The sequence below is a fragment of the Brevibacterium sp. LAARM3_SD1 genome, from assembly GCF_057364765.1.
Window position 1 is genome coordinate 60,615 of record NZ_JBNFOL010000016.1, and the last position, 23,867, is coordinate 84,481.

At 65.8% G+C, this 23,867-nt stretch carries 17 protein-coding genes, 1 tRNA gene and 2 pseudogenes; 16 read left to right on the top strand and 4 right to left on the bottom strand.

Going from position 1 to position 23,867, the window contains the following annotated elements; translation table 11 throughout:
* The first annotated feature begins 134 nt into the window (after positions 1 to 134).
* From AC2W7L_RS10715 to AC2W7L_RS10740, 6 genes and pseudogenes are all read left to right on the top strand, one after another.
* Positions 135 to 1,622, top strand: a complete 1,488-nt coding sequence (locus AC2W7L_RS10715) for a fumarylacetoacetate hydrolase family protein (protein ID WP_486004454.1) — start codon at positions 135 to 137, stop codon at positions 1,620 to 1,622.
* Positions 1,619 to 2,326, top strand: a complete 708-nt coding sequence (locus tag AC2W7L_RS10720; protein ID WP_486004455.1) for a GntR family transcriptional regulator — start codon at positions 1,619 to 1,621, stop codon at positions 2,324 to 2,326. Before AC2W7L_RS10715 ends, AC2W7L_RS10720 begins: the two co-directional genes overlap by 4 nt.
* Before the next feature lie 12 nt (positions 2,327 to 2,338).
* Entirely contained in the window at positions 2,339 to 3,844 is a 1,506-nt protein-coding gene (gene hpaE, locus AC2W7L_RS10725; RefSeq protein WP_486004456.1) for a 5-carboxymethyl-2-hydroxymuconate semialdehyde dehydrogenase, read from the top strand.
* Between the two features lie 7 nt (positions 3,845 to 3,851).
* Positions 3,852 to 4,988, top strand: coding sequence for a 3,4-dihydroxyphenylacetate 2,3-dioxygenase (gene hpaD, locus AC2W7L_RS10730; RefSeq protein WP_486004457.1), 1,137 nt, complete (start codon positions 3,852 to 3,854; stop codon positions 4,986 to 4,988).
* Positions 4,989 to 4,999: 11 nt separating this feature from the next.
* The gene (locus AC2W7L_RS10735; RefSeq protein ID WP_486004458.1) at positions 5,000 to 5,785 is read left to right on the top strand and encodes a fumarylacetoacetate hydrolase family protein; all 786 of its coding nucleotides are present in this window, start codon (positions 5,000 to 5,002) and stop codon (positions 5,783 to 5,785) included.
* Positions 5,770 to 6,556: pseudogene (locus AC2W7L_RS10740) on the top strand (HpcH/HpaI aldolase family protein). The gene AC2W7L_RS10735 and the pseudogene AC2W7L_RS10740 overlap by 16 nt, the downstream one beginning before the upstream one ends.
* A 60-nt stretch (positions 6,557 to 6,616) precedes the next feature.
* Here AC2W7L_RS10740 and AC2W7L_RS10745 read toward each other — a convergent pair.
* Positions 6,617 to 8,578 carry an LPXTG cell wall anchor domain-containing protein gene (locus AC2W7L_RS10745; RefSeq protein WP_486004459.1) on the bottom strand — a complete coding sequence of 654 codons (1,962 nt, stop codon included), beginning with the start codon at positions 8,576 to 8,578 and terminating at the stop codon, positions 6,617 to 6,619.
* Between the two features lie 884 nt (positions 8,579 to 9,462).
* Between AC2W7L_RS10745 and AC2W7L_RS10750 the strand changes: the two genes are divergently transcribed.
* On the top strand, positions 9,463 to 10,710 hold the full coding sequence (locus AC2W7L_RS10750; RefSeq protein ID WP_486004460.1) for a PrsW family intramembrane metalloprotease: 1,248 nt from the start codon (positions 9,463 to 9,465) through the stop codon (positions 10,708 to 10,710).
* A gap of 9 nt (positions 10,711 to 10,719) precedes the next feature.
* On the top strand, positions 10,720 to 11,910 hold the full coding sequence (locus tag AC2W7L_RS10755; protein WP_486004461.1) for a MarP family serine protease: 1,191 nt from the start codon (positions 10,720 to 10,722) through the stop codon (positions 11,908 to 11,910).
* 21 nt (positions 11,911 to 11,931) lie between these two features.
* Here the strand turns inward: AC2W7L_RS10755 and AC2W7L_RS10760 are convergent, their stop codons facing one another.
* From AC2W7L_RS10760 to upp, 3 genes are all read right to left on the bottom strand, one after another.
* Positions 11,932 to 12,873 (bottom strand): endonuclease/exonuclease/phosphatase family protein, encoded by a 942-nt coding sequence (locus AC2W7L_RS10760; RefSeq protein ID WP_486004462.1) that lies wholly within the window; start codon positions 12,871 to 12,873, stop codon positions 11,932 to 11,934.
* Between the two features lie 143 nt (positions 12,874 to 13,016).
* Entirely contained in the window at positions 13,017 to 13,775 is a 759-nt protein-coding gene (locus tag AC2W7L_RS10765) for a winged helix-turn-helix domain-containing protein (RefSeq protein WP_486004463.1), read from the bottom strand.
* Between the two features lie 289 nt (positions 13,776 to 14,064).
* Positions 14,065 to 14,703 carry a uracil phosphoribosyltransferase gene (gene upp / locus AC2W7L_RS10770; RefSeq protein ID WP_167194173.1) on the bottom strand — a complete coding sequence of 213 codons (639 nt, stop codon included), beginning with the start codon at positions 14,701 to 14,703 and terminating at the stop codon, positions 14,065 to 14,067.
* A 73-nt stretch (positions 14,704 to 14,776) separates the two neighbouring features.
* Between upp and AC2W7L_RS10775 the strand changes: the two genes are divergently transcribed.
* From AC2W7L_RS10775 to AC2W7L_RS10810, 8 genes and pseudogenes are all read left to right on the top strand, one after another.
* Complete coding sequence (locus AC2W7L_RS10775) at positions 14,777 to 15,331, top strand: tRNA adenosine deaminase-associated protein (RefSeq protein WP_486004464.1); 555 nt, start codon at positions 14,777 to 14,779, stop codon at positions 15,329 to 15,331.
* Positions 15,332 to 15,363: 32 nt separating this feature from the next.
* The gene (locus AC2W7L_RS10780) at positions 15,364 to 15,795 is read left to right on the top strand and encodes a nucleoside deaminase (RefSeq protein ID WP_167200672.1); all 432 of its coding nucleotides are present in this window, start codon (positions 15,364 to 15,366) and stop codon (positions 15,793 to 15,795) included.
* A 63-nt stretch (positions 15,796 to 15,858) separates the two neighbouring features.
* Positions 15,859 to 15,949: transfer RNA gene (locus AC2W7L_RS10785), tRNA-Ser, on the top strand.
* 274 nt (positions 15,950 to 16,223) lie between these two features.
* A complete protein-coding gene (locus AC2W7L_RS10790) occupies positions 16,224 to 17,684 on the top strand; it encodes an NCS2 family permease (protein ID WP_486004465.1) in 1,461 nt (486 codons plus the stop codon).
* Positions 17,685 to 17,879: 195 nt separating this feature from the next.
* Entirely contained in the window at positions 17,880 to 19,337 is a 1,458-nt protein-coding gene (locus AC2W7L_RS10795; RefSeq protein WP_486004466.1) for a xanthine dehydrogenase small subunit, read from the top strand.
* Entirely contained in the window at positions 19,337 to 21,715 is a 2,379-nt protein-coding gene (gene xdhB, locus AC2W7L_RS10800) for a xanthine dehydrogenase molybdopterin binding subunit (protein ID WP_486004467.1), read from the top strand. Before AC2W7L_RS10795 ends, xdhB begins: the two co-directional genes overlap by 1 nt.
* On the top strand, positions 21,712 to 22,497 hold the full coding sequence (gene xdhC, locus AC2W7L_RS10805; RefSeq protein ID WP_486004468.1) for a xanthine dehydrogenase accessory protein XdhC: 786 nt from the start codon (positions 21,712 to 21,714) through the stop codon (positions 22,495 to 22,497). Before xdhB ends, xdhC begins: the two co-directional genes overlap by 4 nt.
* A gap of 268 nt (positions 22,498 to 22,765) precedes the next feature.
* A pseudogene (locus AC2W7L_RS10810) lies at positions 22,766 to 23,817 on the top strand (guanine deaminase).
* Positions 23,818 to 23,867: the final 50 nt, after the last annotated feature.

Below are 23,867 nucleotides of genomic sequence, written 5' to 3' on the forward strand. Positions count from 1 at the left end.
GCTATGACTCCTGTGTCCTGTCGTACGTCTGCCGTGCATTCTGGCCACGTTCCGTGTGGCCTGGATTACTTGTCCTCGGGAACCGGATCATATACGATCTGTGGTGAAGCCAATCGAAATGAGGTGTGAGATCGATGTCGACTCCAGCAGGTGTTCCCGCCCGTCCGGGCAAGATCATTGCCGTTCATGTGGCCTATGAGTCCCGTGCGGCCCAGCGAGGCAAGCGCCCCGCACAGCCGTCCTACTTCCTCAAAGCGGCCAGCTCCGTCGCAGCTTCCGGCCAGACCATCGAGCGCCCCGCAGGCACCTCGCTGCTCGCCTTCGAAGGTGAGGCCGCCATCGTCATCGGCTCTCCCGCCCGCAACGTCACCGAGGCGGACGCCTGGTCGTACGTGGCAGGCGTGACCGCGTCGAACGACTTCGGCCTCTACGACATGAAGAACCCGGACAAGGGGGCGAACGTGCGCTCGAAGAGCCGCGACGGCTATACCCCGCTGGGCCCCGAACTCATCCCCGCCACCGAGGCGGCCCCCGACTCCCTGCGCCTGCGCACCTGGGTCAACGGCGAAGTCGTCCAGGACGACGGCACGCGCGCCGATCAGCTCATCTTCTCCCTCCCGCGCATCGTCGCGGACCTCAGCCAGCATCTGACCCTCGAGCCCGGTGACGTCATCCTCACCGGCACTCCGGCCGGATCCTCCGTCGTCGCTCCCGGCGACACGGTCGAGGTCGAGGTCACGGCCGCCTCGGCGAGCGGACGGGAACTGAGCTCCGGGCGGCTGACCACCACGGTCGTCGACGGTCCCGGAGACTTCGACGAAGCCCTCGGCGATCTGCCCGCGGTGAACGAAGCGCTGACGGTCGACGCCTGGGGTTCACGCGAAGCGGCCGGACTCGCACCGGAGGGCGACAGCGACGCGGCAGCGGCAGGACTCGACGCCGAGCTCGTCGCCAAGCTCACCGAAGCCCCGACCGCGGGCCTGTCGGCACAGCTGCGCTCGCGCGGACTCAACAACGTCGTCATCGAAGGTGTGGCCCCGCTGAAGCCGGGCGCAAAGATCGTCGGCACCGCGAAGACTCTGCGCTTCGTGCCCAACCGCGAAGACCTGTTCAAATCCCACGGCGGCGGCTTCAACGCCCAGAAGCAGGCATTCGACGCGATCCGCCCCGGTGAGGTCGTCGTCATCGAAGCCCGCGGCGAATCCGGTTCGGGCACCCTCGGCGACATCCTCGCCCTGCGCGCGAAATCGCTCGGCGCCGCCGGAGTCGTCACCGACGGGGGAGTCCGCGACTCCGCCGAAGTGGCCGAGATCCTGCCGGTGTTCTCCACCGCGAAGCACCCGGCCGTGCTCGGCCGCCGGCATGTCCCATGGGAGTCGGACGTGGCCGTGGCCTGCGGAAACGCCACCGTGCTGCCCGGCGATGTCATCGTCGCCGATGACGACGGAGCCATCGTCATCCCGCGCGACCTGGCCGAAGAGGTCGTCGACGCGGCACTGGCCAAGGAGATCGAGGACGGCTGGGTGGCCGAACAAGTCGCCGCCGGCAACCCGATCGACGGACTCTTCCCGCCGAAGGGCGAGTGGAAGACGAAGTTCGACGAGTGGAAGGCCTCCCGGTGAAGACCGAACAGGCAGGGGTCGGCTCTCCATCTCTGAGCAAGGCCGAGATCGCCTATCGGTGGATCCGCGAACGCGTCGCCGACCAGACATATCAGCCCGGCCACAAGCTCGTGCTCGCGCAGATCGCACTCGAGCTCGACACCTCCGTGGTGCCGGTGCGCGAGGCCATCCGCCGGCTGGAAGCCGACGGGCTCGTGACCTTCGAACGCAATGTCGGGGCGCGTGTGGCCATGGTCGATCAGGGCTCCTACACCCAGTCGATGGAAACGGTCGCGATCCTCGAGGCCGCGGCCGTCGCCCAAGCCCAGAGCCGCCTCGGCGCCGATGATCTCGATGCCGCGGAGCGGATCAACGATCGGATGCGGGCTCTGCTCGACGATTTCGAACCCGCCGAGTTCACCCGGCTCAACCACAAGTTCCACGAAACTCTCTACCGGCGCTGCCCTAACGAGCGGCTGTGCACCCTCGTCGAACTCGAATGGGACCGGCTCAACCACCTGCGGGATTCGACGTTCTCCTTCGTCCCCGAACGGGCGCTCGAGTCGGTGGAGGAACACTCCCGCATCGTCGCCCTCATCCGGGCCCGCGCCTCGGCGCAGGAGGTCGAACGGGCCGTGCGCGAGCATCGCTCGGCCACTCTGCACAGCTTCCAGAACTCCCAGACGACCACAGCCCCAACCACGGATTTGCAGACAGATTCATAGAGAGGACAAGTCATGACACAGTCCATCACCCCACCGGCTGGCATGCCGGAGAAGATCCGCCATTACATCAACGGGGAATTCGTCGACTCCATCGACGGAGAAGAATTCGATGTGCTCAACCCGGTGACGAACGAGCCGTACATCAAGGCCGCCTCGGGCAAGAAGGCCGATATCGAAGCCGCAGTCGCCGCGGCGAAGAAGGCCTTCGACAAAGGTCCGTGGCCGAAGATGCTGCCGCGTGAGCGTGCACGCATCCTCAACAAGATCGCCGACATCGTCGAATCGCGCAAGGACGAGCTCGCCGCGATGGAGTCCTTCGACTCCGGACTGCCGATCACCCAGGCCAAGGGCCAGGCGGCGCGCGCGGCGGAGAACTTCCGCTTCTTCGCCGACCTCATCGTCGCCCAGGTCGACGACGCCTTCAAGGTTCCCGGCCGCCAGGCGAACTACGTCAACCGCAAGCCCATCGGCGTGGCCGGACTCATCACCCCGTGGAACACCCCGTTCATGCTCGAGTCCTGGAAGCTGGGACCGGCGATCGCGACCGGCAACACCGTCGTGCTCAAGCCCGCCGAATTCACTCCGCTCTCGGCCTCCCTGTGGCCGGGCATCTTCGAAGAGGCCGGACTGCCCACCGGAGTGTTCAACATGGTCAACGGCTTCGGCGAGGAGGGCTTCGCCGGCGACTCGCTCGTCAAGCACCCCGACGTGCCGCTCATCTCCTTCACCGGCGAATCCTCGACCGGACAGACGATCTTCGCCAACGCAGCACCCTGGCTCAAGGGCCTGTCGATGGAACTCGGCGGCAAGTCCCCGGCCGTCGTCTTCGCCGACGCGGACCTCGATGCCGCGGTCAACGCCACGATCTTCGGAGTATTCTCCCTCAACGGGGAACGCTGCACCGCCGGGTCGCGCATCCTCGTCGAGGAATCGATCTACGACGAATTCGTCTCCCGCTACGCCGCCCAGGCCAAGCGCGTGAAGGTCGGTCTGCCGTCGGATCCCGCCACCGAGGTGGCCGCGCTCGTCCACCCCGAGCACTACGAGAAGGTCATGTCCTACGTCGAGATCGGCAAGTCCGAGGCCCGCCTCGTCGCCGGCGGCGGACGCCCCGAGGGCTTCGAGACCGGAAACTTCGTCCAGCCGACCGTGTTCGCCGATGTGAAGCCCGACGCCCGGATCTTCCAGGAGGAGATCTTCGGACCCGTCGTCGCCATCACCCCGTTCTCCTCCGACGAGGAGGCCCTGGAGCTGGCGAACAACACGAAGTACGGTCTGGCCGCCTATATCTGGACCTCCGATCTCAAGCGCGCCCACAACTTCTCCCAGGCCGTGGAGTCGGGAATGGTGTGGCTGAACTCGAACAACGTCCGCGACCTGCGCACCCCCTTCGGCGGCGTCAAGGCCTCAGGCCTCGGCCACGAGGGCGGCTACCGGTCGATCGACTTCTACACGGAACAGCAGTCCGTGCACATCAACCTCGGCGAGGTCCACAACCCCGTCTTCGGAAAGCAGTGAGGCGACCATGACGAAACGCACTGATATGACTCGGACCTCGGCCGGCTACTTCGTCAGCCAGGAGACGAGCATCGCCACCGACAACCCGATCGTCACACCGCAGGCGAGCCCGCCCGACATCCTCCGCTGCGCGTATATGGAACTCGTCGTCACCGACCTCGCCGCGTCAAGGGAGTTCTACGTCGACGTGCTCGGACTCTATGTCACCGAAGAGGACGAGAACACGCTCTACCTGCGCTCGACGGAGGAGTTCATCCACCACAATCTCGTCCTGCGCAAGGGCGAGGTCGCTGCCGTGGCCGCGTTCTCCTACCGGGTGCGCAGCCCGGAAGAGCTCGACAAGGCCGTGGCCTTCTACACCGAACTCGGCTGCGATGTCCGACGCAATCCCGACGGCTTCGTCAAGGGCGTGGGCGACTCGGTGCGAGTGGTCGACCCGCTCGGCTTCCCGTACGAGTTCTTCTACCAGTCCGATCACGTCGAACGCATGTCGTGGCGCTACGACCTGCACATCCCCGGCGAACTCGTCCGCCTCGACCACTTCAACCAGGTCACCCCGGATGTGCCTCGGGCTGTGAAGTACATGCAGGACCTCGGCTTCCGCGTCACGGAGGACATCCAGGACGAGGAGGGCACGGTCTACGCCGCGTGGATGCGCCGCAAGTCCACCGTCCATGACACGGCGATGACCGGTGGCGACGGACCGCGCATGCACCATGTCTGCTTCGCCACCCATGAGAAGCACAACATCCTCTCCATCTGCGACAAGCTCGGTGCCCTGCGCCGGTCCGACTCGATCGAGCGCGGACCCGGCCGCCATGGCGTCTCGAACGCGTTCTACCTCTACCTGCGCGACCCCGACGGTCACCGCGTCGAGGTGTACACGCAGGACTACTACACCGGCGACCCGGACAACCCGGTCATCACGTGGGACGTCCACGACAATCAGCGCCGCGACTGGTGGGGCAACCCCGTCGTGCCGTCCTGGTACACGGACGCCTCGCTCGTCCTCGATCTCGACGGCAACCCGCAGCCCGTGCACGCCCGCACGGACGATTCGGAGATGGCCGTGACGATCGGTGCCGACGGGTTCTCCTACACCCGCGCGGATGAGAATGAGGGCAAGCTGGGCAACCAGCTCTGAAAGGAATCCACATGCTCGATGAGGCAACGATCGCGGCCATCGCCGACGATCTCGCGGAAGCGGAGCGGACGCGGTCGAAGATCGGTCTGCTGACCGCGAAGTATCCGGATATGACGGTCGAGGACTCCTATGCGGTGCAGAACGAATGGCGCCGTCGCGGTGAAGCCGCCGGCCGTCGACTCTACGGTCACAAGATCGGGCTGACCTCGAAGCCGATGCAGCAGGCCACCGGGATCACCGAACCAGACTACGGAGCGATCTTCGCCGATCAGGTCTATGACACCGGGTCCGTGATCGATCATTCGCAGTATTCGGGCGTGCGCATCGAGGTCGAACTCGCCTTCGTGCTGCGTGACGAACTGCGCGGACCCGATGTCAGTCTCTTCGACGTCCTCCGGGCCACCGAGTACGTCGTTCCCGCACTCGAGGTCCTGTCCTCGCGCATCGAGATGGAGGGGCGCACGATCGTCGACACCATCTCGGACAATGCGGCACTGGGTGCGATGGTCCTCGGTGGACGACCGGTCGCCGTCGACGCCGTCGACCTGCGTCGGGTGAACGCTCTGCTCTATCGCAACGAGACCATCGAGGACTCCGGAGTCGCCGCCGCCGTACTCGACCATCCGGCCCGCGGAATCGTGTGGTTGGCCAACAAGCTCGCCGAACACGGCGACGTGCTGCAGGCCGGAGAGACCGTGCTCGCCGGATCGTTCACCCGCCCCATGTGGGTCCATCCCGGCGACACCGTCCACGCCGACTACGGAGAGCTGGGAGTCATCACATGCCGTTTCGAGTAGAACTGCCGCAGACCTTCTCAGACCGTGTGACCGGACTCGGCGATGGCGAGTACCTGGCCGGGATGTGGGTGTGCTCGGGTTCGCCCGTGGCCGCCGAGATCGCCGCCGCCTCGGGGATGCAGTGGGTGCTCATCGACGCAGAGCATTCTCCGATCGGACTCGAGACCACGACGAGTCTGCTGCGCGCGATGAACGGCTACCCGGCGACCCCGGTCGTGCGGGTGCCGGTGAATGATCGTGTGCTCATCAAGCAGTACCTCGACCTCGGCGCGCAGAATCTGCTCGTGCCGATGGTCGATACGAAATCCGACGCCGAGGCGGCTGTGGCGGCCGTCCATTATCCGCCGAGAGGTGTGCGCGGGGTCGGTTCGGCCCTGGCCAGGCTCCCGGTGGAATGCAGTGGACGGGTACCTGGGTCGTGCGGAGGAGTTCGTGTCCCTGACCGTGCAGATCGAATCGGCGACCGCGGTCGATAATGCCGCCGAGATCGCCGCGGTCGACGGAATCGACCAGATCTTCGTCGGACCCTCCGACCTGGCCGCGTCGATGGGTCTGCTCGGCCAGCAGACCCATCCGGACGTCACCGATGCGGTGGCGCGGACGTTCGAGGCGGTGAAGGCCGCCGGCAAACCGGTCGGAGTCAATGCCTTCGACCCCGACCAGGCACGGAAGTACCTGGAGGCCGGAGCGTCCTTCGTCCTCGTCGGTGCCGATGTCGGTCTGATGATGAACGGTGCCCGCGCCTGGGCCGACACCTGGGTTCAGGACTGAGCACACGTCACCCCCGACCGCGCGTGTGCGGTCGGGGGTGAGGTGTATTCATAGGGTGTTTCACTCCTTGTCGCGGCGGCTGCCGGAGATCAGCAGGATCGTTGAGCCGAGCCCGAGGAGGACGATGCCCAGACCGATGAGCATTCCGTTTCCGGTTGTGCCGGTGCGAGGCAGCTCGGGGGCCGGGGCCGCCGGTGTCTCGGGCGCCGCGGGAGTTTCTGCGACCGGTTCGGCCGGTGGGGTCTCGGGCTTCTCCGGGGACTCGGGAGCCTCAGGCTGTTCCGGCGGAGCCGGCGGTGTGCTTGGCTCCTCTGGTGGTGCCGGGGGAGTGGACGGCATCTCCTCGGGCGGACGATGCACGGTTTCGGCCGGGACGCCCCAGTCGCTCGTCCACGCCCTATTGACGTCGCTGCCCTCGATCGTCGTCACATAGGTGACCCAGCCGACGGGCATGTCGATCGGCTCCGTGCTGATCTCGACGTGGCCCTTCTCGTCGGCGATGACGGTGAAGTCCTGCACGGACAACTCCGTGCCGGCGGTCTCCTTCGACTGCTCGGGTTCGGTCTCCACATGGTAGGCGGTGATGGTGAGGACGGCTTCGGAACCCGGCCGCAGACCGGTCACGGCCACCTCGTCGTGGGTCGATGTGCCCTCAAGCACCGCCTCGGTGTCGGCGGTCGGGGTCCACGGGACGAATCCGGTCTCACGAGGTTGGCCGTGGATTCCCTTCCATTCCTTCGTCGACGTGTCCCCGGCGATCGTCTCGGTGAAGTACAGCCAACCGCGGAAGTCCTCGGGCACGGTGACCTCACCGGATGTGTGGGTGCCGTTGCCGACATCCTTCGAGGTCACGGACGCGATTTCGCGTGCATCATCGTTCTTCGTGCCCTGCTTCGGGGCCGTCGCGGTCTGCCAGAGGGTGTGTTCGACGGTGACGGTGTGGTCGCCGATGAGGCCGGAGACGGTGAACTCGTCGGTGACCGTCTCACCCGGCGTCGGCGTCTGGTCGGAGATCTCGGTGGTCACCTTCGGTTGGGAGCTGAGCTCCAGCGACGCCTTGTCCGTGACGGAGTCGGGAGTGTCCGGGGTGACGACTCGCTGTACCCGCGTGCCGGAGGTCGGTTCGAAGACTCGCACGGTCTGCGGAGCGACCTTCGCCGAGGCCGTCACTGACAGAGTGCCGGGCGCGCTCGCCTGCAGCGTTGTGGTCACTGGCTCTTTGCCCGTGGTCAGGGTCGTCGGTGCCTTCGTCGTGCCGGCAGTCTTCAGCGCGATGGGAACGTCGGGGACCTGGGCTCCCGATGCACTGGTCAGCGAGACCGTCAGCGTCGCCTCGTCGGTGGGCGTGCCGAGGATCTTCGGTTTGTCGGGGCTATCCTTGTCGGCGCTGCGGTCGTTGTCCTTGGAGTCGGAGGCCCAGGAATCAGGAGAAGGAGCGGACTCCGGGGCGGTGTGAGGTTCGAGCACAGGCATGCGCAGCACCGGTTCGAGGCTGATGTCGAGAGTGTATGGCCCGGCGAACTTCTTCGCCTCGGCGAGGATCGTCGAGTACTTCTTCGCGGCCGCTTCGAACTTTGTGCCTAGGTCAGCCGGTTTCTGCGGCGGCACTGTGTGATCGTGGGGGAGCGCTTTGTCGAGGCGGGCCATCGCGCTCAGTGCCGCCTGCACATCCTTCGATTTCGACCCCGCGTATTCGTGCAGCGCCCATGCGGTACGGGCCGAGGTGACCTCGTCGGCTTTCGCTCCTTTGAAATATTTCGGCAGCGGGGACTTCTTGCCTGCATCGATGCAGTAGGCAGGGGTGTCGGGGAAGGTGCGGTAGGACCCGTACCAGGTCTTGCCCTGTTTCGCGTGGTGCCAGATGCCCGGTCCGTAGGCGTTGGGAGCGGCGAGCACCGGAACCTCGCCGAGACTGACCGGTGGTCCCGAGGCTTTGGCCGGTCCCAACCCGATGAGGGAAGCGACTGTGAGGATGGTGAGGAGCAGCGCGGTTCGCAGCGATGCGAGTCTGAGAGTAGTCATGGACCGATTCGACACTGGGCGCTGCCTGGCCAGCTAGGGCTGTTTGAGGGGCTGTGGATACCGTTTTGAGCGTCCACAGGTTCTGACGTGTGAGTGGTGATCGTACTGATCTCCGAAGGGAGGGGAGTGGGGCCGGGAGGAACGGGCAGTGGCTGGCACGTGTGGTGGGTGATGCCGACTGTCGGACGACGGTCGAATGGCTCGAGGCGCTTTCACTGTCGTCTGGTTCCTCGGCCGAGACCGAGTCGAAGAATTCGCGATTGTCCACAGCCGAAAATGGTTGAGTGGGGCTCGTGTAGTCGTCTGCAGAACGTGGCAGTCGGCTGAAGTGTTGCTGGACGGATACATGACGAGGGCGTTCACAGCGGGCTGGGACTTTAGACTGAGGTGAGCGGAAATTCCCCCATTGCAGAAGGACGATCTATGTCGGCACAGAACGGTCCCGGTTCGCAGAGACCGCAGCCGCCCCAGGTGCAGGGCCCACCGAACCCGAACGTTCCCCCTGCCCACGGCCAAGTGCCGCAACAGAATCAGCCACAGCAGAATCACGATCGATTCCGGCCACGGCCGGAGGGATCGCAGCAGCCGAACCCGCAGCAGCCGCCCATGCGAGGACAGAATGGACCCCAGGCGCCTGGCCGGCCCATGCCGCCACAAGGGCAGCCAGTGCCGCCGCAGGGGCAGCCGCCCATGCAGGGCCAACCGGTAATGCACGGTCAGCCTCAGATGCAGCCTGCTCCCGGCCACCAGATGCCGCCTCAAGGGCAACCCATGCCCGGCCAGCCGATGAGGCAGGGTCAGCCGGTGATGCAGGGTCAGCCGGTGATGTATGCGCTCCGCCGGCGCAGGCGCGCGTCTATGCTCAGCCGCGGTTTGCCCCGACGGTGACGCAGGAGATGCGGATCCGTGCAGGCATGCAGGCACCCCCGCAGATCGTCACCGACACTCCCTGGACCGGCGCCGTTCGGAAAGCACAGCCGGAGACCGAACCTGATTCGACGGGAAACATCGTCCGCCTGGTCGCCGCGATTCTCGTTCTCGTGGGGCTCATCGTCGGACTGGCTCTTCTTGCCCTCTTCGGCGGGTTGACCTTCGGCGTTCGTCTGTTCGCCCTCATCGGCCTCTCGGCCGTTCCGCTTCTCGGCATCATCGCCTACGTGCTCTGGCTCGATCGCTGGAGACCACAGCCGAAGCTTCTCTTGGGCATCTGTCTCCTCTGGGGCGCCGTCGCAGCCGTTATCCTCACCTTCGCCTTCTCCATCGCAGGGCAGATCGCCCTCGCCCTCGCCGGCTTCCAGGGCATGCCCAGTCTGATCGGGACGGTCATCGAAGCCCCGGTCGTCGAAGAATCGATGAAGACCGTTCTCCTCCTGGTCATCGTCCTTGCAGCACGGCGCTACTTCGAAGGCCCCCTCGACGGGCTCGTCTACGGTTCGCTCATCGGTGCGGGATTCGCCTTCACCGAGAACGTCCTCTATCTGGGGGGAGCGTGGAACGAGGGCCAGGTCGAGGGGCTGATGGAGCTCTTCGTCGTCAGGTGCCTGTGCTCACCGCTGCTGCACACAACATTCTCGACGGCTGCCGGCGTGTCGATCGGCCTCGCCGCCCGCAAATGGCCGTGGTGGTCGCTCATTCTCATGTGGCTGCCCGGGATCGCGCTCGGCATGGTCCTGCACGGCTTCTGGAACGGTTCGATGGTGCTGCTGTCCATCATCGATCAGGAGATCACCCACAATGAGCTCGTCTCTCGAACCGGCCTCGTCATCCTCAGTCTCATCCTCTCAGGCGCTTGGGTCACGCTCGGCCTCATCCTGCGCCGCAGCGAACGCATGCATACGCAGAACATGCTCGGCGACTATGCGAATTCCGGTTGGCTCACCCACGCCGAGGTCGACATGCTCGCCACCTGGAAGGGCCGGAAGAATGGTCGCGACTGGGCGAAGTCGTTCCCCGGCGGCAAGGAGGAGATGAAGACCATGATCCGCACCTCCGGCAAGCTGTCGACGACGCGGATGCGGGTGCTCTCTGGAATCGGCGGTGAACAGGAACGCAAGATCGAACGGGCCGAGCTCAAGCAGTTCTCCGACGCCCGCGAACGTCTGCTCGCGGCCTCCAAACAGACAGTGCGGTAAGTACCAGCGGTGACAGTTCTCGACATCCTCCTCATCGTCCTCGGCATCGGGACGCTCTTCGCCGGGTTCCGGCAGGGCATCATCACGGCCCTCGGAACCGCGGCCGGCTTAGTCGTCGGCTGGATCCTCGGACGCCTGCTCTCACCGCTCGTCGAATCGCTGAGTTCCGGCACCGATGTCATGGACAACCCCGGCGTGCTCATGCTGCTGGCCTCGATGCCGCTGGTCCTCAGCGTCCTCTTCGCCTTCGCCGGCAGCGGCATCGGGGCGTGGATCAAACACAATATGGACTCCGACCTCGGTCAGGGCATCGACGCCGTCGGCGGCACCATCACCGCTGGAATCGTCTATGTCCTCGTCGTCTGGCTGGCCGCCGGCTTCATTCGCACCACCCCGCTCGTCGAACCCAACCGCTGGGTCGCCGACTCCACGGTCATCGCAGCGATCGACCGCGCCATTCCCTATTCCTCCCAGAATGCGCTGGGCGGACTGGCGAAGGGACTGAGCGCCTCCGGGTTCCCGCAGGTGTTCTCCGGCCAGCCCGAACAGATCCGCGGCGTGGGAGAACCCGACGAAGGCATGGTCGATGTCGGACGCAGCGTCGAGGACTCGGTCGTCAAGATCACGACGACGGCCACCAGCTGCGCCACCGGTTCGGAAGGGTCCGGCTTCGTCTTTGAGGACGGACTCGTCGCCACCAACGCCCACGTCGTGGCCGGATCCACCGAACTCGCAGTGCAGGTGGGCGGCAAGGGCCGACCCTACCAGGCCGAGGTCGTCGAATTCGATGCCGAAGCCGACGTGGCCGTGCTCCGGGTCCCAGGACTCGATGCCCCCGCCCTCGACTTCGGAAACGGACTCGGGTCGGGCGACGACTCCGTGGTCGTCGGATTCCCCGCCAACGGTCCCTATACGATCTCACCGACCCGTGTACGGGAGAAGATCAACGCTCGCGGACTCGACATCTACGACTCGCAGTCGGTCGTCCGGGAGGTCTACTCACTGCGCGGAATCGTCCGGGAAGGCAATTCGGGAGGCCCGCTCATCGACTCCGACGGAAACGTCGTCGGCATGGTCTTCGCCCGCTCGGCCACCGATGACGAAACCGGCTACGCACTCACGCGAGCCGAGATCGCCGATGAACTCGAGGCCGGTGCCGCCGAGGACGCACCGCAGCCGACGGGCCAGTGCACGAACTGAACGTCGGGGGCCGTACGAAACCTACTTGAGGTCGAGCCCGGCGAGGACGGCGCGGTGGTCACTAGACCCGCGTTCGAGCACCTCGTCGGATGTCGCGTCGAAACCGCGGTAGAGGACATGGTCAAGTCGGGTGACGGGGAACTGGGACGGCCAGGTGAAGCCGAAGCCGCCTCGGGCCTCTTCCCTCGAATCCTTGAGCGGAGGAACCAGGGTCTCCATATTGTTGTCCGTCGCCGCCGTGTTGAAGTCACCGGCGATGATCACATGCTCGGCGCCGTCGGTCTCCACAGTCGTGGCCAGTCGGCGCAGGGCGGCATTGCGCATCGACTCGTGCCCCGGACGTACCGACGGCATATGCACGGCATAGAAGCGGATGTCACCGTGGTCGGTCGAGATCGTGGTCGCGAACGCGCGCGGCCACTGCAGGCCGAGGTCGACCTCCTCGGGCTCCGACATCGGCCACTTCGACCATACGCCGATGGTGTCGACGACCTGAGAATGTTCGAACGAGGAGTCGAGCTCCTTGTGGATGATCTTGCCCGACAGGGACTCGAGCTCCTGGATCGATACGATGTCCGGATCACGGTCGACGATGTTCTGCGCGGCCGCCGTGGGCTGCGGCATCCTCGCCCCCACATTGTGGGTGGCCACCGTCAGGTCCGGATCACCGGAATCCTCATTCGGCAGCAGGGCGGGGCCGAACATCCCCGTCCACACCAGAGTGGGCACGAGGAATCCGATCGCCGAGAGCCACGAGAAGCGGATGAGGAACATGAGCAGCACCAGCGCGAGGAAGATTCCCGTCCACGGCAGTGCCGATTCGAGGATGAGCGCGATGCCCATCCGCGTCGGCAGCAGATTGTGGAGAAGCAGGAATGCCGCATAGAGGATCCCGAAGATCAATGCGGTGATGCCCTTCGCGGGGCTGTGCCTTCTGCGCGGTGTGGAATATGCCTGGTTCATCGATCAACGATCTTAACCGGGAAGTCTGGCCCCACGCTGGAAGCGACTTGCGACGCGGCTCACAGCCGCACGACATCAGCGACGCGCAGTCGCACTCCACACCGTCACATCGGGGTGGGTGTCGTAGCGATATCCCGAACCCCTCATCGTGCGCACACGGAAGCGTATTCGCCGAGGCGGCGCCGCAGTCGGCGGATGTGGACGTCCACGGTGCGTTCGTCGGGAACCTCACCGCCGGACCACACCGCGGTGATGAGGTCCTCACGGGGCAGGGTCTCATCGGCGTGGGAGACGAGGGTGGCGAGAAGATCGAATTCCTTCGTTGTGACGTCGACGAGGTCACCGTCGATGCGGACTTCGCGGCGGGGAATGTCGATGCGCAGGCGTTCGCCGGTCGCCTGGGTGTAGGCGTCGCCGGCACGTCCGCCGAAACCGCGGGGTGCGGGAGCCGCCGGAGCGGCCGGAGCGGCTTCCTCGCGCAGAGCCGGCGGGTGGATGCGGTTGGGAATGCGCGAGCGCACGGGTCCGTGGGTCGCCGCCGGTGCACCGGTGGCTGCGGGGGAGCCGTTGGCCACGGCTCGCACGGCGTCGATATCGCTGCCGCGGCCCTCCGGGGCCAGTGCGATGACGGCCTGGGTCTCGGCCTGGCTGGCCAGTTCCTTGGCGTAGGCCTGCAGCTCAGCGGCGATCGCGGAGAGGTTCGTGCCGTCGGCCGCGGCCTTGGTCTCATCGAGTCCGACGTAGACGATGATTCCGCGAGCGGCCTTCGGTGAGGGCACCACACCGGCCGGTCCGTAGGTGTGCGGTGGGTTCTGCGGGTCGACTGCGCTCAACCTGGCTCCTGCACGTCGAGTGGCCACTGCACTGCGGGGGTGGACGTAGGCGGGTTCTGGATTCGGCATAGCTGTCCTTTGCTTTCGACCATGAGGTCGATATGACTGGAAGAGTCCGCTGCTTGAGTGAACTCGTTCGAGGCCGGACAGCGGGAGTACGATCACCGACCACGAACGCAGGGCATACACATGTATGCGCCCGGCATTCGCATCTGATGGATCGTCGAAGTCATGGCTTCATTATTTGTCACAAAAACTTCGGCCGTGCAAAGGAAAGTCCGAAAATGAGACGACTGTGACGAAATATGACGTCACAGTCGCCGAGGCGGACGACCGAAATCGTCATCCGCGCGTGCGCTCAGTCGACGATTCCGTACATCCGGTCCCCGGCATCGCCGAGCCCGGGCACGATGTAGCCCTTCTCGTTGAGCTTCTCGTCGAGCGCCGCCGTGTACACCTTCACCTCGGCGGAATCGCTGTAGTCGCGTTCGATGCGCTGGACGCCCTCGGGTGCGGAGACGAGGCACACTGCGGTGACGTCGCGAGCCCCGCGCGCGAGCAGGAAGTCGATGGCCATGGCCAGGGTGCCGCCGGTGGCGAGCATCGGATCGACGACGAAGATCTGCCGTCCGGTGAGGTCATCGGGCAGACGGTCGGCATAGGCGCTGGGCTCGAAGGTCGTCTCGTCACGGACCATTCCGAGGAAGCCCACCTCGGCGGTGGGGAGGATGCGCAGCATTCCGTCGAGCATGCCGAGGCCGGCGCGCAGGATCGGGACCACGACGGGGCGGGGTTCGGCGATGCGGGTGCCGGTGGTCGTCGTCACCGGGGTCGAGATCTCCTTGTCCTCGACCGACACCGATCGGGTCGCCTCGTAGGCCAGCAGCATGACGAGCTCTTCGGTGAGCTGCCGGAAGCGAGCGGAATCCGTGTTCACATCGCGCAGAGCGGTGAGTTTGTGGGCGATGAGCGGGTGATCGGCTACGTGAAGATGCATACCTCAAATGGTACGGGAGAACTTCGCCTCTCCGGCAGTGGTCAACGCGGGGCGAAGCGTCCACAATGGAGGCATGTCGTACTTCACTGAGATCCTGGCCGATTCCGGCGATGGCTTCCGCGCCCTCGATGTCGACGTCCGTGACGCGAACGACCTCGACGACCTCGTCGATATGATGCGTTCGGCCGCCGGCGACGACGGCGAGGCTGTGGCCGTCATCGAACACGAAGACGAATGGTTCGGGCTCGTGCGCCTGTGCCGGAACAACGAGGTCAAGATCTTCCTCTCCGATCTCGCCGCGGTCGAGGCGAGCCCGTTCGCGGAGATCTTCGCCGACTTCCTCGATTCCCGTCCCGATGCCTACGACGCCGAACCCGAAGAGGACTTCGGCGCCGAGGAGGATGAAGGCACGGTCGACGAGGACGATGACGATGATGACGAGGTCGAGATGCTCGAGTTCGACGCCGACGCCGAATGGGGCGGAGACGCCGATATCTACTCCGACCGCGGAGTCTCTGCCGCCACGCTCATCGACCAGGTCGAAAGCTATCGGTCCGACCCCGCCCGAGTCGTCACCCACGTCGGTGAGACCGTCGGCTTCGCCGATCAGCTCGAGGCCGCACGCTGACCGCTGCGTCCGTGATCCGGTTCGATGAATGGATGGGGCATGCCCTCGCCGAGGCGGCCCTCGCGCCCGCCCATGACGACGTTCCCGTCGGGGCCGTCGTCATCGACGCCGGCGGTGAGATCATCGGGCGCGGTCACAATCGGCGCGAGGTTGATGCCGACCCGCTCGGCCACGCCGAGCTCATGGCGATCTCAGCCGCCGCCTCGGTGCGGGGCGAGTGGCGGTTGGACGGCTGCACCCTCGTCGTCACGCTGGAACCGTGCGTGATGTGCGCCGGCGCCCTCGTCGGTTCCCGCATCGACCGAGTCGTATTCGGTGCCTATGACGACAAGGCCGGGGCGGTCGGATCGGTCTGGGACCTGCTTCGCGACCGCGCTGCACTCCACCATCCGGAGGTCACCTCGTGCGTCCGAGCGGAGGAGAGCCGGGCCCTGCTGAGGGAGTTCTTCGCGGCCAGACGCTGACGTGTCCCAGCTCACGGCGAACCGATTTGGACGCAGAAAGTCCACCGCTGTACAGTTGTCGGCGGTGGCGTGTCCGAGCGGCCGAAGGTGCAACACTCGAAATGTTGTGTAGGGCAACCCCCTACCGTGGGTTCAAATCCCACCGCCACCGCCAAGGGAAACCCCTGATCAGACGCAACTGATCAGGGGTTTCGTCTGTTTCGTCGAAGGATGGCATCGGCGCGGGCAGAGGTGTGATGATTGACACACCGGGGTCGAGCGGCGAGACTTGCTCGGTGAAACAGAAAGAGTTTTCCGGGATATGGAATTACTTTTCGGTATCCGGGGCTGAAGACTCGACTGTTTCATTGCGCATGTTCAAGGCGCAGGGCCGACGACGATGATGTCGCCGGCTGACCAAATCGAACAACCTGAGGTGGTCCATGAAAATGGCTGACAATGACCAAGCGGTGAAGACCGCATCGTCGAGACCGGGGCTTCTCGACAGATTCTTCGAAATCACCCCACGTGGGTCGACGATCAGGCAGGAGATCCGCGGAGGCATCGTCGCCTTCGTCGCGATGGCCTATATCGTCGTCCTCAATCCGCTCATCCTCGGCGGCTCCCAGGACATCGCCGGTGACAGCCTCGACTTCGCCCAGCTGACCGCGGTCACCGGGCTCGTCGCCGGCGTCATCACGATCCTCTTCGGCGTCGTCGCCAGACTGCCCTTCGGTCTCGCCGCTGGCCTGGGAATGAACAGCTTCCTCGCCGTCTCCGTCGTCCAGGAAGTCACCTGGGCCGATGCTATGGGGCTCGTGGTCATCAACGGCGTCATCATCGTCGTCCTCGGTGCCACGGGCATCCGCACCGCGATCTTCAACGCCGTCCCGCATGCGCTGAAGATCGCCATCACGGTGGGCATCGGACTCTTCATCGCCTTCATCGGCTTCGTCAACGCCGGATTCGTCACCCGCACCCCGTCAGGACCACCAGTCCAGCTGGGACAGGACGGATCGATCGGTTCCCTGCCGACGCTGGTATTCGTCTTCGCGCTCGTCCTCATCGGCATCCTCGTGGCGCGGAGGATCCCCGGCGGCATCCTCATCGGCATCATCGTGGCCACGATCGCCGCGATCATCATCCAAGCGTTCGCGAAGCTCGGCACCGTCGGCGACCCCGTCGATCCGGACCCGCTGGGCTGGAACCTCTCCGCTCCGGAATTTCCGCAGCAGGTCGTCGCGCTTCCCGACTTCGGTCTCATCGGCGCCTTCGACCTCGTCGGCGGATTCCAGCAGATCGGCGTCCTCGCGGCCACGATGCTCGTGTTCACCCTCGTGTTCACGAACTTCTTCGACGCCATGGGCTCGATGACGGGGCTCGCCCGCAGCGCCGGGCTGCAGACCGACGACGGAATGTTCCCGCGCATCCGCGGAGCCTTCATCGTCGAAGGTCTCGGCGCGGTCTTCGGCGGCGGTGCATCCGCGTCGTCGAATACGGTCTTCGTCGACTCCGCGGCGGGAATCGCCGAAGGCGCACGGACCGGTCTGGCCGCCTGCGTCACCGGTGTGCTGTTCCTGCTGTCGATGTTCTTCTCACCGCTCATTGCCGTCATCCCGATGGAAGCCGGAGCCGCGGCGCTCGTCGTCGTCGGCGCCATGATGGTCACGCAGATCCGTGAGATCGACATGACCGACTTCCGCACCTCGCTGCCGGTCTTCCTCACCATGGTGACGATGCCGCTGACCTATTCGATCGCCAACGGAATCGGCGTCGGATTCATCTCCTGGGCGCTCATCCACGCCATGAGCAACCGTGCCCGCCAGGTCCACTGGCTGCTGTGGGTCGTCTCGGCCGGATTCGTCCTGTACTTCGTTCGCGGCCCGATTTCGGCTATCTTGGGGGCATGAGAACAATGGTTGGACACTCAGCTTGGGGAAAGGGTCAGATCGCCCACGGGGCTTGACCTGCGGGGACGCCCAGTCCCCTCATCCGCGTTCTTCTGCGCTGTTCGCATGGATAACCAGAGGCTCGAAGAACGAAGCAAATTGTTCCAACCATGCACTGTGCGCCTCAGTGGAGAGGCGCGGGAGGTGTGAAGTGCGATGTCCGCAGCGACAACGGACCAGTCAACTGCCGAAGTGACAATCAACGGGACCGTCCGCGAGTTCGACGGCCCACCCCATACGAATGCGCTGGACTTCCTGCGCGGTCAGGGTCTGACCGGAGCGAAGGAAGGCTGCGCCGAAGGCGAATGCGGGGCCTGCGCGATCATGGTCGCCCGCCCCGACGAATCCGGTGGAACCCGCTGGACCTCAGTGAACTCCTGCCTGCTGCCGGCGGCAGCCCTCGACGGAGGAGAGGTCGTGACCTCCGAAGGTCTGGCCGACGGAGACACCGTCCACCCCGTCCAGGAAGAGATGGCCGTGCGCGGCGGATCCCAATGCGGATACTGCACCCCCGGCTTCATCTCCTCGATGGCCGCCGAATACTACCGCCCCGACCGCTGCGAGGACGGCTTCGACCTCCACTCCCTGTCGGGCAATCTGTGCCGCTGCACCGGCTACCGTCCCATCCGCGATGCCGCGAATGCGCTGGGACAGCCCGCCGCAGACGATGCACTGGCCGCTCGCCGTGAGCGTCCGGCCCCGTCGGCTCGAGCCACCGATTATCAGCGAGCCGACACCGCCACGGGGAAGATCGGACGCTACCGTCGTCCCGCCACCCTCGCCGAGGCGACCTCCATCCTCAGCCAGGATCCCGAGGCCACCGTCGTGGCCGGGGCCACCGACTGGGGCGTCGAGGTCAACATCAAGGGAGCACGGGCCAAGAATATCCTCGCCGTCGACCGGCTCGAGGAGATGCGCGGAATCCGCCGCACCGATTCGTTCGTCGAACTCGGCGCCTCCCACACCCTGTCCGAACTCGAACGTGAGCTCGCTGGAGACATTCCGCTGCTGGGCAAGCTGTTCCCGCAGTTCGCCTCCCGCCTCATCCGCAATGGGGCGACCATCGGCGGCAACCTCGGCACCGGTTCGCCCATCGGCGACACCCCGCCGGCGCTGCTGGCCCTCGAAGCCGAACTCGTGCTCACCTCCGTGCGCGGGGCGCGAACCGTGGCACTGGCCGACTACTTCACCGGATACCGGCAGACGGTCAGAGAAGCCGATGAGCTCATCACCGCCATCCGCATCCCGCTGCCGCTGTCCCCGCTGACGTCGTTCCAGAAGATCGCCAAACGCCGCTTCGACGACATCTCCTCGGTGGCGATCGGCTACGCCGTCGACATTCAGGACGGATTGATCGCGAAGGTCCGGATCGGCCTCGGCGGAGTCGCGGCCACCCCGCTGCGCGCCACCGCCACCGAAGCCCTCCTCGAAGGTCGGCCTTGGACAGTGGAGACCGTTCATGCGGCGGCCGAGACCCTCGCCGCCGAAGGCACCCCGATGGACGACCACCGGGCGAGTGCGAAATACCGGACCGCGATGCTGCGGTCCTCCCTCGAACGCTTCTACGCCGAGCAGCTCGGCCACCCGGCTGTGACCAGCAAGGAGGTCAAGTGATGAGCCAGCTCTCCCAGCGCCCCGCCGACCCGGTCGTCGGCGAACGCCACCACCACGAAAGCGCCTTCGGTCACGTCACCGGATCCGCGCTCTACACCGATGACCTCATCGGACGTCTCACCGGGGTCCTCCACGCCTTCCCCGTGCAGTCGACGACCGCGCACGGCCGCCTCAGCGCCATCGATATCGAACCCGCCTACGCGGTGCCCGGAGTCGTCAAGGTCATCACGGCCGCCGATATCCCCGGCGTCAACGATCAGGGCGTCAAGCACGATGAGCCGATGCTGCCGGTCGACGAGATCATGTTCTTCGGCCAGCCCCTGGCCTGGGTGCTCGCCGAGGATCTCGAAGCCGCGAAGGAAGGCGCTGCGGCCGTCACCGCCGAGTTCGAGGAACTGCCGTCGCTGGTGACCGTGCGCGATGCCATCGCCGCCGACAGCTACCACGGCAAGCCCTTGTCGATCGACAAGGGCGAGGTCGACTCCGCGTTCGCCGATGCCGCTCATGTCTTCGAAGGCGAATTCGAGTTCGCCGGTCAGGAGCACTTCTACCTCGAGACGCAGGCCTGCCTGGCGCATGTGGATGAGAACGAACAGGTCTTCATCCAGTCCTCGACCCAGCATCCCACCGAGACTCAGGACATCGTCTCCCATGTCCTCGGAGTGCCGGCCCACGAAGTGACCGTCCAGTGCCTGCGCATGGGCGGAGGCTTCGGCGGCAAGGAGATGCAGCCTCATGGCTACGCAGCCCTGGCAGCGCTCGGTGCGAAGCTCACGGGCCGGCCGGTGCGACTGCGCCTCGACCGCACCCGGGATATCACCATGACCGGCAAGCGGCATGGATTCCACTCGTCGTGGAAGATCGGATTCACCGAGGAGGGGAAGATCCTCGCCCTCGATGCGACGCTGACCGCGGACGGCGGGTGGAGCCTCGACCTCTCCGAGCCGGTGCTCACCCGCGCCATGTGCCATATCGACAACGCCTACTGGGTGCCCAACATTCGGGTCACCGGCCGCATCGCCAAATGCAATAAGACCTCGCAGACTGCCTTCCGCGGATTCGGCGGCCCGCAGGGCATGCTCGTCATGGAAGACATCATCGGACGCGTCGCCCCCAAACTGGGACTGAGCGCCCGTGAGCTGCGCCGCCGGAACTTCTACGCGCAAGGTCAGGACACTCCCTACTATCAGCCGGTGCGTCATCCCGAGCGGATCGGGGCGTGCTGGGACCAGCTCATCTCCCAATCCGATCTGGAGGCCCGCGAGGCTGAGATCGAAGCGTTCAACTTGAGCCACGAGCACATCAAACGAGGACTGTCGATCACTCCGGTGAAGTTCGGGATCTCGTTCAACCTCACCGCCTTCAACCAGGGCGGAGCGCTCGTGCTCGTGTACAAGGACGGATCCGTCCTCGTCACCCACGGCGGCACCGAAATGGGGCAGGGACTGCATCAGAAGATGCTGCAGGTCGCGGCCACCACCCTCGGCGTGCCCCTGTCGACGGTGCGTCTGGCGCCGACGCGCACGGACAAGGTGCCCAACACCTCGGCGACGGCCGCGAGCTCCGGCTCCGACCTCAACGGCGGAGCGGTGAAGAACGCCTGCGACCAGATCCTCGACCGGCTGCGGCAGGTCGCCGCGGGCATCCTCGGTGCACCCGCCCATGAGGTGGAGATCTCACGAGGAATCGTCTCCGCACTGTCCTCAACGAAGACGGTGACCTGGGAAGAGCTGATCAACACCGCGTACTTCCAGCGCATCCAGCTCTCGGCCTCCGGTTTCTACCGCACCGAGGGACTGCACTGGAACCTGTCCCAGATGCGCGGCGAACCGTTCAAGTACTTCGCCTACGGGGCCGCGGTGTCCGAAGTCGAAGTCAACCGATTCGACGGCTCCTACACCCTGCGCCGCGTCGACATCGTCCACGACGTGGGAGACTCCCTGTCACCGCTGCTCGACCTCGGACAGATCGAGGGCGGCTTCATCCAGGGCGCCGGCTGGCTGACCCTGGAGGATCTGCGCTGGGACGAATCGGACAAGCCGAGCCGCGGCCGACTGGCCACTCAGGCGGCGAGCACATACAAGATCCCGAGCTTCTCCGAAGTCCCCGAGATCTTCAATGTCACCTTCCTCGACAAAGCACATGAAGAGGGAGCCGTGTACGGGTCGAAGGCCGTGGGCGAACCCCCGCTCATGCTCGCCTTCTCCGTCCGCGAAGCCCTGCGCGAAGCCGTGGGTGCCTTCGCGAGCCCCGGCCACAGCGTCGAACTCGCGTCCCCGGCCACACCGGAAGCCGTGTTCTGGGCGATCGAAGAAGCCCGCGGGCAGGACTCGGGGGCGGCCGCCTCGACGAGGGAAGGACAACGAGTTCCGTCATGACCTGGATGGACACCGCAGCCGAGCTTCGCACAGCTCGGGTGCCGGCTGTCCTCGTCACTCTCGCCGCGGTGCGCGGGCATGCCCCACGCGAGGCGGGAGCGAAGATGATCGCCACCGCTGATGACCTGTTCGGGACCATCGGCGGGGGCAATCTCGAGATGACGGCCCTCACCCGTGCCCGGGAACTGCTCTCCGAGGGGCAGCAGGTCCCGGAGATGCTCACCCTGCGGCTCAACGACAAGGCTCCGGCCAAATACGGTCGCCAATGCTGCGGCGGAGAGGTCACTATGCTCTTCGAACCCCTGCCCGTGCCCGCCTCGGTGGCGATCTTCGGTATCGGCAACATCGGACTCGAGCTCACCCGGATTCTCGCCCGCCACGATCTCGACCTGACCGTGTCCGATTCACGGCCGGAACAGCTCGAGGCTCTCGATGAGTTGGAGGAGCCGGTGGCGCGGATACGCCGCGAATTCGCTGTCGTCGGGGAAGAGGTGATCACGGAGCTGCCGGCCGGAGCGCACGTGGTCATCATGACGCATGACCATGCCGAGGACCTGCACCTGTGCTCCGCGGCGCTGACCCGCGGCGACCTCGGATCGGTCGGGCTCATCGGCTCGAACGCGAAATGGCAGCGCTTCCGCAAGAACCTCGCCGACGAAGGCTTCGAATCCGAGGTCATCGACACCATCCGCTGCCCGATCGGACTGCCCGATCTGCCTGGAAAAGCACCCGCGACGATCGCCGTGAGCGTCGCCGCGGACCTGCTCGGCCGCATGGCCTGAACCCTTTCTGCTGACTGACATCACTGACTCTAGGAGAACAACTGTGGTCATCTATCGTGCCCGCGTCTTCGATACGCCGGACAACCCATTCACCGGGGGCCGGCTGCGCTCGGCCTCCGATGTCGCCCTCGTCGTCGACGACGGGCTCATCACCTCCCGCACCACCTTCGACGCTGCCCGCACCGCGCATCCCGAGGCGGAAGTCGTCGACCTCCGCGACGGCGTGCTCATCCCCGGACTCGTCGACACTCACGTCCACCTGCCGCAGGTGCGGGCCATCGGCCACCTCGGGCGGCCGCTGCTCGATTGGCTCGACCAATGCGCCCTGCCCGAAGAAGCGAAACTCGGGGACCCCGCCTACGCGAAAGCGGTGGCTGGCGAATTCCTCACGGGACTGATCTCGGCGGGGACCACCTCGGCGATGGTCTTCGGTTCGCACTTCGCCTCAGCCATGGACATCTTCTTCTCCGCAGCTTCAGAGTCGGGGCTGCGGATCACCTCCGGCCTGGTCACGGGCGACCGGAACCTGCCCGAGGCGCTGCTCACCGACGTGGAGCGCTCGACCGAGGAGAGCCAGGCGCTCATCGACCGATGGCACGGGAAGGGACGGCTGCGCTACGCGGTGACTCCGCGGTTCTCGTTCTCAGCAGGGCCGGAGCTGCTGGCCGCCGCGGCCGCCTCGTCGAGGAGAATCCGGGTATCTGGGTGACCTCGCACCTGAACGAAAATGTCGATGAGATCTCCGGGGTCGCGCAGATCCACCCCGAGGCTCTCGACTACCTCGACACCTATGACCGGGCGGGGCTCGTGGGGCGGCGCACGGTGCTCGCGCACAATGTCCACCCGCAGGATCGGGAGCTCGAGCGCATGGCTGAGGCCGGGGCCGTGGCCGCGCACTGTCCGACCTCGAACTCGGCTCTGGCCAGCGGTTTCTTCCCGCTGCGCCGGCATATCGAGGCCGGTGTCCGAGTGGCCTTGGGCACCGATGTCGGGGCGGGTACGGGTTTCAACCTGCTCAAGGAGGGCGTGCAGTCGTACTTCATGCAGCAGCTCGATCCGGCTGGGGGAGTGGCTTTGAACTCCGCGCATCTGCTGCACCTGGCGACCGAGGCCGGGGCCGAAGCGCTCGAGCTCGATGAGGTCGGCGTGCTGAGCGAGGGCAAGCGCTTCGACGCCGTGCTCATCCGCCCGGCCGAGGGCCAGCCGCTCGACGTCGGCATCCGCCACGCCGCCGACGACGGAGATGCCCTCGCAAAGATCTTCGCCATGGGTACCCCCGGCGACATCGCAGCAGTCTGGGTAGACGGCACCCCGCTCTGACCCTAATTGCTACCTGACGGCGGCCCAGCAACCTCGCGCGAGGTTGCTGG

What these genes read in the sequence shown, in the direction of transcription:
- xdhC (WP_486004468.1), top strand. Translation starts at nt 21,712, where the DNA reads ATGACCTGGATGGACACCGCAGCCGAGCTTCGCACAGCTCGGGTGCCG.
- xdhB (WP_486004467.1), top strand. Translation starts at nt 19,337, where the DNA reads ATGAGCCAGCTCTCCCAGCGCCCCGCCGACCCGGTCGTCGGCGAACGC.
- AC2W7L_RS10795 (WP_486004466.1), top strand. Translation starts at nt 17,880, where the DNA reads ATGTCCGCAGCGACAACGGACCAGTCAACTGCCGAAGTGACAATCAAC.
- AC2W7L_RS10760 (WP_486004462.1), bottom strand. Translation starts at nt 12,873, where the DNA reads ATGAACCAGGCATATTCCACACCGCGCAGAAGGCACAGCCCCGCGAAG.
- AC2W7L_RS10745 (WP_486004459.1), bottom strand. Translation starts at nt 8,578, where the DNA reads ATGACTACTCTCAGACTCGCATCGCTGCGAACCGCGCTGCTCCTCACC.
- hpaD (WP_486004457.1), top strand. Translation starts at nt 3,852, where the DNA reads ATGACGAAACGCACTGATATGACTCGGACCTCGGCCGGCTACTTCGTC.
- upp (WP_167194173.1), bottom strand. Translation starts at nt 14,703, where the DNA reads ATGCATCTTCACGTAGCCGATCACCCGCTCATCGCCCACAAACTCACC.
- AC2W7L_RS10790 (WP_486004465.1), top strand. Translation starts at nt 16,224, where the DNA reads ATGGCTGACAATGACCAAGCGGTGAAGACCGCATCGTCGAGACCGGGG.
- AC2W7L_RS10715 (WP_486004454.1), top strand. Translation starts at nt 135, where the DNA reads ATGTCGACTCCAGCAGGTGTTCCCGCCCGTCCGGGCAAGATCATTGCC.
- AC2W7L_RS10765 (WP_486004463.1), bottom strand. Translation starts at nt 13,775, where the DNA reads ATGCCGAATCCAGAACCCGCCTACGTCCACCCCCGCAGTGCAGTGGCC.
- hpaE (WP_486004456.1), top strand. Translation starts at nt 2,339, where the DNA reads ATGACACAGTCCATCACCCCACCGGCTGGCATGCCGGAGAAGATCCGC.
- AC2W7L_RS10775 (WP_486004464.1), top strand. Translation starts at nt 14,777, where the DNA reads ATGTCGTACTTCACTGAGATCCTGGCCGATTCCGGCGATGGCTTCCGC.
- AC2W7L_RS10735 (WP_486004458.1), top strand. Translation starts at nt 5,000, where the DNA reads ATGCTCGATGAGGCAACGATCGCGGCCATCGCCGACGATCTCGCGGAA.
- AC2W7L_RS10780 (WP_167200672.1), top strand. Translation starts at nt 15,364, where the DNA reads ATGGGGCATGCCCTCGCCGAGGCGGCCCTCGCGCCCGCCCATGACGAC.